The organism is Microcystis aeruginosa FD4 (assembly GCF_009792235.1).
Classification (GTDB): domain Bacteria; phylum Cyanobacteriota; class Cyanobacteriia; order Cyanobacteriales; family Microcystaceae; genus Microcystis; species Microcystis viridis.
The window spans coordinates 1859482-1872718 of sequence record NZ_CP046973.1; the positions used below are offsets into that span (position 1 = coordinate 1859482).

The following is a 13237-nucleotide window of genomic DNA, read 5'->3' on the forward strand; positions in this document are numbered from 1 at the left end:
CCCGACCGGGAGCGCGGGGTAATGGCTCGATTATAACGCTCGATCGCTATCCTCGATCAGCTTCTAGTCCGGGGAATTTTTGCCAAGTTAGAGATTTATCCCTTAGCACAAGTTGTTCTTTTTGTCAAAAAAACTTTTTCTTTTTAACAAAAGTACACAAATATTTTGATCAACCTTATTGACGATGTTATTTTGGGACTACAGGGGAAAGATAACGTCGCTGCTAGAATTTAATTTTCAGACAAGTAACCTCAGAGCAGAAATTATGACCTTTACACCAGCTATTGATCCAGATATTGAATACCCCGATAGTGACGGTAAACCCATGGCCGATAATACCGAACAATACGAATGGATCGTGAAAATCAAAGAAAATCTTGAGATTCTCTTTGCTAATTCTCCTCAGGTTTTTATTGCCGGAGATCTGCTCTGGTATCCCGTCCAAGATAAAAAAATTACTGGACCGGTTGCTCCCGATGTTATGGTAGTATTTGGTCGTCCGAAAGGAAGAAGGGGTTCCTATAAACAATGGCAAGAAGATAATATCGCTCCTCAAGTGGTCTTTGAAATTCTCTCCCCTTCTAATAGCTTAGAAGAAATGGAGCGAAAACTACTCTTTTATCAACGTTATGGAGTGGAAGAATACTATCTTTATGATCCAGATTCTCATAATTTTCAAGGATGGTTGAGACAGGAAGGACTATTAAGCTCTATACCTGAGATCAAGGGATGGGTTAGTCCTCGGTTGGGTATCCGATTTGAATTGAGAGAAGATGGATTAGAAATTTATAGTTTAGATGGTCAGAAATTTTTAACTTCTATCGAGTTATCTCAAAGGTTAGAACAAGAGCGTCTTAAAGCTGAACAAGCAAGTTTACAATTGGAACAAGAGCGTCTTAAAGCTGAACAAGCAAGTTTACAATTAGAACAAGAGCGTCTTAAAGCTGAACGTTTAGCTGAATATATCCGTTCTCTGGGAATTAATCCCGATACTTTATGAATATTTAAAGGAGTATAAATTATGACCTTTACACCAGCTATTGATCCAGATATTGAATACCCCGATAGTGACGGTAAACCCATGGCCGATAATACCGAACAATACGAATGGATCGTTAAAATTAAAGAAAATCTTGAGATTCTTTTTGCTAATTCTCCTCAGGTTTTTATTGCGGGGGATCTGCTCTGGTATCCCGTCCAAGATAAAAAAATTACCGGACCGGTTGCTCCCGATGTTATGGTAGTATTTGGTCGTCCGAAAGGAAGAAGGGGTTCCTATAAACAATGGCAAGAAGATAACATTGCTCCTCAAGTGGTCTTTGAAATTCTCTCCCCTTCTAATAGCTTAGAAGAAATGGAGCGAAAACTACTCTTTTATCAACGTTATGGAGTGGAAGAATACTATCTTTATGATCCAGATTCTCATAATTTTCAAGGATGGTTGAGACAGGAAGGACTATTAAGTTCTATACCTGAGATTAAGGGATGGGTTAGTCCTCGGTTAAATATCCGATTTGAATTGAGAGAAGATGGGTTAGAAATTTATAGTTTAGATGGTCAGAAATTTTTAACTTCTATTGAGTTATCTCAAAAAGCTGAACGTTTAGCTGAATATATCCGTTCTCTGGGAATTGATCCCGATACTTTATGAATATTTAAAGGAGCAGAAATTATGACCTTTACACCAGCTATTGATCCAGATATTGAATACCCCGATAGTGACGGTAAACCCATGGCCGATAATACCGAACAATATGAATGGATCGTGAAAATCAAAGAAAATCTTGAGATTCTCTTTGCTAATTCTCCTCAGGTTTTTATTGCGGGGGATCTCCTCTGGTATCCCGTCCAAGATAAAAAAATTACTGGACCGGTTGCTCCCGATGTTATGGTAGTATTTGGTCGTCCGAAAGGAAGAAGGGGTTCCTATAAACAATGGCAAGAAGATAATATCGCTCCTCAAGTGGTCTTTGAAATTCTCTCCCCTTCTAATAGCTTAGAAGAAATGGAGCGAAAACTACTCTTTTATCAACGTTATGGAGTGGAAGAATACTATCTCTATGATCCAGATTCTCATAATTTTCAAGGATGGTTGAGACAGGAAGGACTATTAAGTTCTATACCTGAGATTAAGGGATGGGTTAGTCCTCGGTTAAATATCCGATTTGAATTGAGAGAAGATGGATTAGAAATTTATAGTTTAGATGGTCAGAAATTTTTAACTTCTATTGAGTTATCTCAAAGGTTAGAACAAGCAAGTTTACAATTAGAACAAGAGCGTCTTAAAGCTGAACGTTTAGCTGAATATATCCGTTCTCTGGGAATTGATCCCGATACTTTATAATGACATAAGTGATGGGTTGTGACGAATACTAAATTAACTGGTAAACTGCCTAAGTTATCGTCATTAAACCTAGTCTAGGGCTATACTTAACTATGTAATCACTAAAAAAGCAAATCTATGAAAGCTTGGGCAAAATCTTTAGAAAAACCAGCAGTGGAATTTTCTGAAACCCAATTAACCCTATTATCGGGGAAAATTCCCGATGGATTGCGGGGTAGTCTCTATCGCAATGGTCCGGGGAGATTAGACAGAGGTAAGCAAAAAGTTGGTCATTGGTTTGACGGAGATGGGGCAGTTTTAGCTGTACATTTTCATGATAAGGGAGCCAGTGCCACTTATCGTTATGTTCAGACTGCTGGTTATCAGCAAGAAAGCGCCGCTAATCAATATTTATTTCCTAATTATGGCATGAATGCCCCCGGATTCTTTTGGAATAATTGGGGAAAAGAGGTAAAAAATGCCGCTAATACTTCGGTGTTAGCTTTACCCGATAAATTATTAGCTCTCTGGGAAGGGGGTTTTCCCCATAAATTAGATTTACAATCTTTAGAAACCCTAGGTTTAGATAATTTATCTAGCTTACAAGCAAAGGAAACTTTTTCCGCTCATCCTAAACTAGATTTATCCAGAGGAGAGATTTTTAATTTCGGGGTAACAATCAGTGCCAAAGTTAGTTTAAATCTCTATAAATCTGACTCCACTGGTGAAATTATCCAGAAAAACACTTTTGAGTTAGATAGATTGTCTCTGCTGCATGACTTTGTTTTAGCGGGACAGTATCTCGTCTTTTTCGTTCCACCGATAAAAGCGGATAAATTATCGATACTGTTGGGATTTAAAACTTTTAGTGATGCCATGCAGTGGCAGCCAGAATTAGGAACAAGAATACTAATTTTTGAGCGAGATTCTCTGGAATTAGTCAGTGAAAGTGTTACAGATTCATGGTTTCAATGGCACTTCGCTAATGGTTGTGTGAATGACCAAGGCAATCTTGAAATTGTTTTTGTCCGTTATGACGACTTTAAAACTAATCAATTTTTAAAAGAAGTTGCCACGGGTGAAACCGAAACTTTAGCCATCGGAAAATTGGCAAGTATCACCATTAATCCCCTATCAGCAAAGGTGATTAATCAGGAAATTCTCTCGGATTTAAGCTGTGATTTTCCCGTGGTTTCCCCGCAACTGGTGGGACAAAAATGGCAAAATACTTTTTTAGCTGTCCATCGTCCCGATAGCGATATTCGTCGGGAAATTATCGGACTTCCTGCTTGTTATAATCACTCCACAGGTAAGTTAACTATTGCTTATCTAGAAAATAACTGTTATGGTGGTGAACCGATTTTTGTCTGCGATGGTTTATCTCCAGAAACGGGATGGTTAATCGTCGTGGTTTACGACGGCAATAATCACAGCAGTCAAGTGAGAATCTATGACAGTCAGCAGTTAGAAAAAGAACCCCTTTGCTGTCTGCAATTACCCAGTGTTATCCCTCCCAGTTTTCACGGCACTTGGCAAGAAAAATCAGAAAAAGGTGCAGAAGCAATCTCAACTGAGAAAAGGGGTTTCTATTTAGAAAACGGGTTTCTTTGAGAAACTATTTAGAAAACGGGTTTCTTCGAGAAACCCGTTTTCTGGAGAACGGTTGAAGATTTAATCAATTGGTTAAATACTTTAACTGCTTAGTTCTTATGTTAGCGTTCGCCTTCTGACAACAACCCACTAAAATTGTCATAATGAAACAACCAACCGCCAATTATGATGAACCCTGGAAAGAAGCATTAACCGAGTATTTTGAGGCATTTTTACATTTCTTCTTTCCCGAAGTTCACCAATTGATTGATTGGACAAAAATTCCCGAATCTCTGGAAAAAGAACTCAAACGGATTACCGCTTCAGCAAAGACAAAAAAACGTTTCGCTGACAAACTCTATAAAGTTTGGTTACTCAGGGGTGAAGAAGTCTGGATTTTGATTCATATTGAAATTCAAAGTCAATACGAAGAAAATTTCCCTCAGAGGATGTATATTTATAACTATCGGGCCTTTGATTTGTATCAGAAACCGGTTATCAGTCTCGCTATATTAGGAGATGAACGAGTAAATTGGCGACCAGATTCCTATAATTATACCATTGCTGGCTGTGAAGTCAGCCTCAAATTCCCAACGGTTAAATTACTGGACTATGAGGAAAGCTGGTCAGAACTAGAAGCAAGTAGCAATCCCTTTGCTATAATCGTCATGGCACACCTGAAAACAAAAGCGACTACTGGGAAGCTGCCAGAACGGGAACAGTGGAAGTGGAGGTTAATCAGGGGATTATATGAAAAGGAGTTCGAGAGGGAACAGATAATTAAACTGTTTGAAATCATCGACAATATGATGACTTTATCCTCTGAATTACAGTCAAGTTTAGAAAGTAAAATTAAACAATTTGAGGAGGAAAGAACCATGCCTTTATTAAGTAATATGGAGTTACGGGGGATAGAACAGGGTAAGGAAATTGGGAAGGAAATTGGGAAGGAAATTGGGAAGGAAATTGGGAAGGAAATTGGAGCGTTAGAAAAAAGCCGCGATGACATAAAAACAGTTTTAACTGTGCGGTTTGGACAAATTTCTTCAGAAATTGAAGAGATAATCGGCAAAATGACTAACCCTACTATCTTAGAAGAGCTACTAAAATTAGCAGCTACCGCTCATTCTCTCGCAGAATTTAAACAGTCTTTGGCAAAAATACAATCCTAGAACTTCTTTAGAAAACGGGTTTCTTTGAGAAACCCGTTTTCTGGTAATAAATGTTAATTTCTGTTACAGGGGTCTTGAAAAATTGGCGCTTGTTGGGCTAAAACTGTTAGCAATAAACCTTTGCAGTTAATGTCATGACTTCTACCCTGTTGCCGATTCTTCCTGCTGTTGACGATATTTTGTTTAATTTCGCTCAATCTGATGATTTTTGGGCTAATTGGCCAACTGCTTTTGGCACAAGCTATGATGTGGTTAAGGCAACAGAATTACGAAATCAGTGGCAAAGTCGAAATTTCAGTCAACTTCCCCCAATTGAGGTACTCAGTGGCGAAGTTTTAGGGACAGCGAAGGGTGCTTATGGGGTTAGCACTAATAAAATTTATCTATCAGAATCTTTTTTGAATGTTGCTTCCTCAGAATCGCTAGTTAAGGTAATTTTAGAAGAAATTGGGCATTATGTGGATGCTCAAATTAATCCGGTGGATAGCGCGGGAGATGAGGGAGCAATTTTTGCAGAGTTGGTGCAGGGAAATAGTCTGGATGTGGCAACCTTAGAGGCTTTACGAGAAGAGAATGACCAGACAACAATTATAGTAAATGGCGAAATTATTCAAGTAGAACAGGCAAATTTTACGGGGACTAATGGGAATGATAATATTACGGGAACTACTGAGAATGATAATATTTCTGGGTTAGATGGAAATGATACTTTAAGTGGTTTGGGGGGAAATGACGAACTTTATGGTGGTAATGGTAATGATGTCCTCAATGGTGATACAGGAGATGATTACTTTACCAATGATGGAGGTAATGACACGATAAATGGTGGTAATGGGATTGATCGCTATGAGGTTGACTACAGTAGTGCTAGTAGTGGTTTAACCATGACCTACAATACCGCTACCGGGAGTGGGACGATTACTGTCGGTACAGAAACTGATACCTTTACTTCGATTGAGGATTTTAACGGGTTTAAGGGAACTGAGTATAATGATGTCATTTTTGGCGGGACAGAAAGTGAATTTTATTATTATTATACTGGACTCAAAGGTGGAGGTGGTAACGACACCATTTCAGGTAATGCTGGTGATGACGAAATTTATGGAGAAGATGGCAATGATGTCCTCAATGGGGGTGCTGATAATGATGCACTTTATGGTGGTAGTGGGAATGATCTCCTCAATGGTGATGCAGGAGATGATTACTTTACCAATGATGACGGTAATGACACGATAAATGGTGGTAGTGGGATTGATCGCTATGAGGCTGACTACAGCTATGCTAGTAGCGGTTTAACCATGACCTACAATACCGCTACCGGGAGTGGGACGATTACTGTTGGTACGGAAACTGATACCTTTACCTCAATTGAGAGTTTTGAAGGGTTTAAGGGAACTGAGTATAATGATGTCATTTTTGGCGGGACAGAAAGTGAATTTTATTATTATTATGGTGGACTCAAAGGTGGAGGTGGTAACGACACCATTTCAGGTAATGCTGGTGATGACGAAATTTATGGAGAGGATGGGAGTGATGTCCTCAATGGTGATGTAGGGAATGATAGCCTTTTTGGTGGCAATGGGAATGATGTCCTCAATGGTGATGTAGGGAATGATGTCCTCAATGGTGATGTAGGGAATGACACGATAAATGGTGGTGGTGGTAGTGATAGATATCAGGCTGACTACAGCTATGGTAGTAGTGGTTTAACCATGACCTACGACACCGCTACCGCGAGTGGGACGATTACTGTCGGCACGGAAACTGATACCTTTACTTCGATTGAGAGTTTTGGCCAGACTTCTCCATTTAAGGGAACTGAGTATAATGATGTTATCTTTGGCGGGATAGAAGGAAATAGACTCTCTGGTGGAGGTGGTAACGACACCATTTCAGGTAATGCTAGTGATGACGAAATTTATGGAGAGGATGGGAATGATGTCCTCAATGGGGGTGCTGGTTATGATGATCTTTCTGGTGGTAATGGGAATGACACCCTACAAGGAACAGATGGCGGTACAGGAGAATCTGATGATTTAGTAGGAGATTCAGGAAACGATCGCTTTATCCTTGGAGATACGACAAGGGTCTTCTATGATGACGGTTTTTCAACTACTCAAGGTACTAGCGACTACGCGATAATCTATGACTTTAACCCCACTGATGACACAATTCAACTACGGGGTTCAAGTGGTGACTATCTGTTAACGGTTGATGGTTATCATACTAATCTCTACATCAACAAACCAGGAAACGAAGCAGATGAACTGATTGCTTATATCATTGAGCAAACAGCATTAAGTCTAACTGCTAGTTATTTTAGCTATGTTTCTAGTCCGACTCTTCCCAGTATTACTCTTGCAGTTTCTCCCAGTAGTGTTACTGAAGATGGGACAGCTAATATGGTTTATACCTTCACTCGCAGTGGAGTAACAACCGATGCTTTAACCGTCAACTACACCATCGGTGGGACAGCTACCAACGGGACAGACTACACATCTATTCCCACCAGTGTCACCTTTGCTGCTAATTCAGCGACTGCGACTTTAATAGTTGACCCCACTGCTGACACAACAGTTGAATCTGATGAAACCGTCGCTTTAACTCTTGCGACCGGGACAGGTTATACAGTAGGTACTCCTAATACAGCTACGGGAACAATTACCAATGATGATACCAGTGTCACCCTAGCGGTTTCTCCCAGTAGTGTGACAGAAGACGGGACAGCTAACTTAGTCTATACCTTCACCCGTTCTGGTGTAACAACAAATGCTTTAACCGTCAATTACACCCTCGGAGGGACAGCTACTCTTAATACCGACTACACTCGTACAGGGACTACCAATACAGTCACCTTCGCAGCTAATTCAGCGACTGCGACTGTAACAGTTGACCCCACTCCTGATACTACAGTTGAAAACAATGAAACCGTCGCTTTAACTCTTGCGACCGGGACAGGTTATACAGTAGGTACTCCTAATACAGCTACGGGAACAATTAATAATGATGATACCAGTGTCACTCTTGCTGTTTCTCCCAGTAGTGTGACAGAAGATGGGACAACCAACTTAGTCTATACCTTTACTCGTTCTGGTGTAACAACCAATGCTTTAACCGTCAATTACACCCTCGGAGGGACAGCAACCCTCAATACCGATTACACTCGTACAGGGACTACCAATACTGTCACCTTCGCAGCCGGTTCATCCACTGCTACCGTAATAGTTGACCCCACTGCTGACACTACAGTTGAATCTGATGAAACCGTCATTTTAACCCTCGCGTCTGGGACAGGTTATACAGTAGGTACTCCTAATACAGCTACGGGAACAATTACCAATGATGATAGCACTGTCACCTCGCAACTCTCCATCAACGACATCACCGTGGTGGAAGGTCAAAATAATAATGCAATCCTCACTGTTACTGTCAATAACCCCAATCCACAACAAATTACTGTCAACTATACCACTGCACCCATTGATGCTACCGCCAATGTAGATTACACTAGCCAGACAGGAACCCTCACCATTGCACCTAATACTTCCACCGCTAGTATTAGCATTCCCATCCTCAATGATAATCTCAATGAACCGGATGAAGTCTTTACCGTAACCCTGTCAAATCCCGTTAATGCTACCATCAATCCCGACGAAGCAATTGGACAAGTAATTATTACTGACACCCTACAAAGCGCAATTACTCGCACCTTACCCAATAATGTCGAAAACCTCAGACTAATTGGCACTAATAATATTAACGGTACAGGTAACGCTGGTGACAATAAAATTACCGGAAATAGCGGTAACAATATCCTCGCTGGTGCTAATGGCAACGATATTTACTGCTTCAATGCTTCAACCCTATTAGGAAGCGATACCATCCAAGAAACTACCACCGGCGGTATCGATACCCTCGACTTTACCTGGACAAATACCGCAGTAAGAGTTAACTTAGGTGTTACTACAAATCAAACCGTCGTCACCAATAATCTAAAATTGACTTTTTCGGCAAATAACACCATCGAAAATATTATTAGCGATAGCGGTAATGACCGGCTAACCGGGAATAGCCTTAATAATACTCTAACTGGCGGTGGTGGTAACGATCAATTAACCGGTCAAGACGGAAACGATAGTTTAATTGGTGGTTCCGGCGATGATTTACTCACTGGTGGTAATGGTAGCGATAACTTTATCTTCAATAGTAGTAATTTAGGCATCGATGCCATCAGCGATTTCACCCCAGGCAGTGATAAAATAGTATTAAGTAAAGCTATCTTTACTGCCTTACAAAGTAGCATTGGCAATGGCTTCAGTCAACCGGCTGAATTTGCCAGCATCGATGACGATGATTTAGTCGCCACTAGCAGCGCTTTTATCGTTTACAGTACCAGCAGTGGCAGTATCTACTACAATCAAAATGGTAGTGCTGCTGGCTTAGGAGGTGGCTTTGAATTTGCCAACTTGTTGACTGTTTCTACCCTGATACCGGCTGATTTCGCACTGATAAATTAACCTAGCCACACAGAGAAAACGGGTTTCTCGGAGAAACCCGTTTTCTCTGTGTTAAACCTTCCCAAATCCGGGCTGCACAATTTTAGGTATGTCAATCTACTGGACTGACACACTAGGTTTTGAGATTGCTTCGCGGGTATTTTCGTGAAGTTAGTTAAGTTATCGCTTCGATTGCCCGCTCGCAATGACACTTAGAGATTTTCACGCTGCACAAATTTAGCTGAAAGGTCTACTACTAGTTGTATTGGAGAGCTTTACAGGCAAGATGCCTGTGTCACAAGTAGTTATGATCCTGTGACTTGTCAAACCCCATCAATACCTGTTCTAATGCGGGTAAAAGTCGGTTAACCTGTTTAGCTCGGATCAAAAAGTCCCAGATGGGTTCGCATTTTTTCCATGCTCCAGAATAAGCTAAATGTCGTAAGCGATCGCCCCATTTATCTTTAACCCAAGCTCCTTGAAAAATAGCATACCAACGATAGAAATTATCATAAGATCTCTTATAACCTGCTTCTAATTCTTCTTTTGTTATATTAGCTGGTTGATAGACTACATGACGAGTATTGTATAAATCCCAATTATTGCTAATTATTCTATTACTAGCTTGCAAACGGTCATATAAAGGAGTACCTGGATAGGGGGTAAGAATATGAAAAGTTGCGGTTTCAATGCCTTGTTTAATTGCCCATTCTACGGTATAATCAAATACCGTGTTATCATCACTATCCATTCCGAAAACAAAACTACCATTAACCATCACACCATAATCATGTAAGCGTCTAATAGCCTGATCATAATCTCGATTAAGATTATGATATTTATGCTGTTCTTTAAGACTATTAGGGTTAAGAGTTTCAAATCCTACAAACAAGCTTTTTAAACCACATTCTACCGCTTTTTCTAATAGTCCTGGTTTTAGAATAGATTGAACTGTTGCTGCTGCTTGCCATACCCTACCCATCCCTTTCATCCCCTCAAATAACTCACCAGCAAAAGCTTCATTAGCAAATAAATGATCATCTAAAAAATAAAGATGTTTACCGGGAAGTCTAGCAATTTCAGCTAAAGCAGCATCTACGGGTTGAGTATAGAAAGATTTTCCTTCTTGATAAAAAGCATCTTTATAACAAAAATCACAATGATGGGGACATCCTCTAGATACAACAATAGAATTAGGTACTAAATAAAGATGACGTTTAATTAAGTCCCTTCTCACTGGAGGAACTCCCACAAGCGATCGCTCTTTAGATTGATATATTTTCTGAGGTTTTCCTTGACGAAAATCAGCCAAGAATTGCGGCCAGGTATCCTCACCAGGTCCAAGGAAAATAGTGTCTGCGTGTTGTGCTGCTTCTAGGGGTAAAGAGGTAACGTGCAACCCTCCTAATACCACATAAACCCCCCTTGAACGATAATGATCCGCGATTTCATAGGCGCGATAAGCGGAAGTAATATAAACTTGAATAACTACTAAGTCTGGTTCATCGTTTAAATTCAATGGTTCAACGTGTTCATCTTGTAAACAGATCTGATCTGACTCAGCAAAAAAAGCGGCGATCGTTGCTAAACCAAGAGGGGGAAAAAGATGATATTTAATCGGTCGCCAAAAGGGACTAAGAGCTTCAGTCAAGGCCGGCAGGATCATTTTAACTTGCATCTGTACCTCTTATTGATAATAAACACCCCGAGCATATCTAGTTCTAATCGCAAATGACTAAAACTTAACTTATATTTAAGCTTTTAGGTGAATATCCACTTTTGGCTCTCGTCGGTTAAACTGCTATATTATTACTCTGGTAATAGTAGCTATCCGTAGGGTGGGCTTTGCCCACTACCCTGTACCAGTAGTGTTTTAAACCTCGATTTGCGTAAGTCCTGATAAGTTCGAGACCCTTTGATGTAAGTTAATCTCTTAATAACATAATCTCGACGGTGGGCTTCGCCCACCCTACTTATGTCTCATTCTTATTTGAATTAACTATATCAAACAGATGAAAATTAAACTAAATTATGACGCAAAAAACCGCCAATTATGATGAATCATGGAAAGAAGCCTTAAGCGAGTATTTTGAACCCTTCTTAAGCTTTTTCTTTCCCCAAGTCCATCAATTAATTGATTGGACACAAATTCCCCAATCTCTTGATAAAGAACTGCAACAAATTACCACTTCATCAGAGACGAAAAAGCGTTTTGCTGATAAACTTTATAAAGTTTGGCTATTAGATGGCCAAGAGGTGTGGATTTTAATTCATATTGAGATTCAAAGCCAATATGAACTTGATTTTCCTCAACGGATGTATATTTACAATTATCGTGCCTTTGATCTGTATCACAAACCCGTTGTCAGTCTAGCCATTTTAGGGGATGAACAAATCAATTGGCGACCCAATTCTTATAGCTATGAGATGGGGGGTTATCGAACAAGTATTGAATTTCCATCTGTCAAACTCCTAGATTATTATGAGCGTTGGAGTGAACTGGAAACAAATACCAATCCCTTTGCTATAATTGTGATGGCACACCTAAAAACAAAGGCAACCACCAAAAACTTGCAACAGAGGGAACAGTGGAAATGGACATTAATTTGCGGGTTGTATGACCGAGGATTGGAAAGAGAACAAATCATTAAACTCTTTCAAATCATCGATAGAATGATGACCTTACCCAACCAACTACAGGAAAGTTTAGACAACAAAATCAAACAATTTGAGGAGGAAAGAACGATGCCTTTATTAAGCAATATGGAATTAAGAGGAATCGAACGCGGCAAGGAAATTGGCAAGGAAATTGGCGCGTTACAAAAGTCCCGTGATGCTATCAAAACGGTTTTACAAGTTCGCCTCGGCGAACTTTCTGGAGAAATAGCTGATTCTCTGGGTAAAATTTCCGATTTATTAGTCTTAGATGAAATGCTGAAACTCGCTGTAACCGTTAATTCTCTAGAAGAATTTAAGCAATCTTTGACAAGAATACAATCCTAAAATTAAACAATTTAATGAAGAAAGAACTTTATTACTGTTCAAAATATCTCACTTGCTAACCTAAACAATCCCAGTAATTTTATCTTCAGCTAAAATAGTCTTATATTTCGACTATATAACTTAATGATCGCACAACCATCAAACTCCAATACTAATCAATCTATCCCCGTAAAGATAATTGCTTCCCGTAACTTCATTGATTGTTTAGAGTCTCAGCAGATTAGTCTGGCTTTTACTACCTATCAAAGTTCTCAACTGATGTTTTTAGAAGTAAACGTCATCAAGCGGTCGGAAAAGAAACTGGTCAAACTAATCCTATTGAAAGATTAAATAATACCTTTCGACAAAGGATTTCTCTGCTGGTGAGAGAGAGTCTATCTTGTTCTAAAAAAATGGAGAATCACGTTGGGGAACCCTTTGGTATTTTATCCATGACTACAATGCTCAATTAGCAAAGGTTTGAGCTATCACCACTACAATAAAATCACTACCAGTTAACTATTGCTTATCTAGAAAGTAACTGTTATGGAAGTGAACCGATTTTTGTCTGCGATGGTTTATACCAAATTTCTAAATCCATGACAGACATCCACGCTCGAATGCTTGCCAAGCCTGCATTCGTTGTGACGCGAATAAAGAAAAATGGTATCCTA

At 39.7% G+C, this 13237-nt stretch carries 8 protein-coding genes and 2 pseudogenes; 9 read left to right on the plus strand and 1 reads right to left on the minus strand.

The annotated features are described in order from the left end of the window. The first annotated feature begins 265 nt into the window (after window positions 1-265). The 6 genes from GQR42_RS09635 to GQR42_RS09660 all read left to right on the plus strand — a co-directional run bounded on the left by GQR42_RS09635 (window position 266) and on the right by GQR42_RS09660 (window position 9602). Entirely contained in the window at window positions 266-1000 is a 735-nt protein-coding gene (locus tag GQR42_RS09635) for a Uma2 family endonuclease (protein ID WP_158199802.1), read from the plus strand. A 21-nt stretch (window positions 1001-1021) separates the two neighbouring features. Beyond that, window positions 1022-1651 (plus strand): Uma2 family endonuclease, encoded by a 630-nt coding sequence (locus tag GQR42_RS09640; RefSeq protein WP_158199803.1) that lies wholly within the window; start codon window positions 1022-1024, stop codon window positions 1649-1651. A 21-nt stretch (window positions 1652-1672) separates the two neighbouring features. Further along, the gene (locus GQR42_RS09645) at window positions 1673-2344 is read left to right on the plus strand and encodes a Uma2 family endonuclease (protein ID WP_158199804.1); all 672 of its coding nucleotides are present in this window, start codon (window positions 1673-1675) and stop codon (window positions 2342-2344) included. Between the two features lie 117 nt (window positions 2345-2461). Next, window positions 2462-3934, plus strand: coding sequence for a carotenoid oxygenase family protein (locus GQR42_RS09650; RefSeq protein WP_158199805.1), 1473 nt, complete (start codon window positions 2462-2464; stop codon window positions 3932-3934). A gap of 143 nt (window positions 3935-4077) precedes the next feature. Further along, on the plus strand, window positions 4078-5085 hold the full coding sequence (locus GQR42_RS09655; protein WP_158199806.1) for an Rpn family recombination-promoting nuclease/putative transposase: 1008 nt from the start codon (window positions 4078-4080) through the stop codon (window positions 5083-5085). A gap of 134 nt (window positions 5086-5219) precedes the next feature. Beyond that, entirely contained in the window at window positions 5220-9602 is a 4383-nt protein-coding gene (locus GQR42_RS09660) for a beta strand repeat-containing protein (RefSeq protein ID WP_158199807.1), read from the plus strand. Window positions 9603-9876: 274 nt separating this feature from the next. Here the strand turns inward: GQR42_RS09660 and GQR42_RS09665 are convergent, their stop codons facing one another. Beyond that, the gene (locus tag GQR42_RS09665) at window positions 9877-11259 is read right to left on the minus strand and encodes a B12-binding domain-containing radical SAM protein (RefSeq protein ID WP_158199808.1); all 1383 of its coding nucleotides are present in this window, start codon (window positions 11257-11259) and stop codon (window positions 9877-9879) included. A 353-nt stretch (window positions 11260-11612) separates the two neighbouring features. Here GQR42_RS09665 and GQR42_RS09670 point away from each other — a divergent pair, with 353 nt between their 5' ends. The 3 genes and pseudogenes from GQR42_RS09670 to GQR42_RS30290 form a co-directional block, all read left to right on the plus strand. After that, window positions 11613-12584, plus strand: coding sequence for a hypothetical protein (locus GQR42_RS09670; RefSeq protein WP_158199809.1), 972 nt, complete (start codon window positions 11613-11615; stop codon window positions 12582-12584). A 260-nt stretch (window positions 12585-12844) separates the two neighbouring features. Continuing rightward, window positions 12845-13047: pseudogene (locus GQR42_RS28615) on the plus strand (IS1 family transposase); the annotation flags it as partial. Window positions 13048-13075: 28 nt separating this feature from the next. After that, window positions 13076-13144 (plus strand): annotated as a pseudogene (locus GQR42_RS30290) (carotenoid oxygenase family protein); the annotation flags it as partial. Between the last annotated feature and the right edge of the window lie 93 nt (window positions 13145-13237).

Coding starts and splice junctions, on each gene's coding strand:
- GQR42_RS09635 (WP_158199802.1), top strand. CDS start 266: ATGACCTTTACACCAGCTATTGATCCAGATATTGAATACCCCGATAGT.
- GQR42_RS09640 (WP_158199803.1), top strand. CDS start 1,022: ATGACCTTTACACCAGCTATTGATCCAGATATTGAATACCCCGATAGT.
- GQR42_RS09645 (WP_158199804.1), top strand. CDS start 1,673: ATGACCTTTACACCAGCTATTGATCCAGATATTGAATACCCCGATAGT.
- GQR42_RS09650 (WP_158199805.1), top strand. CDS start 2,462: ATGAAAGCTTGGGCAAAATCTTTAGAAAAACCAGCAGTGGAATTTTCT.
- GQR42_RS09655 (WP_158199806.1), top strand. CDS start 4,078: ATGAAACAACCAACCGCCAATTATGATGAACCCTGGAAAGAAGCATTA.
- GQR42_RS09660 (WP_158199807.1), top strand. CDS start 5,220: ATGACTTCTACCCTGTTGCCGATTCTTCCTGCTGTTGACGATATTTTG.
- GQR42_RS09665 (WP_158199808.1), bottom strand. CDS start 11,259: ATGCAAGTTAAAATGATCCTGCCGGCCTTGACTGAAGCTCTTAGTCCC.
- GQR42_RS09670 (WP_158199809.1), top strand. CDS start 11,613: ATGACGCAAAAAACCGCCAATTATGATGAATCATGGAAAGAAGCCTTA.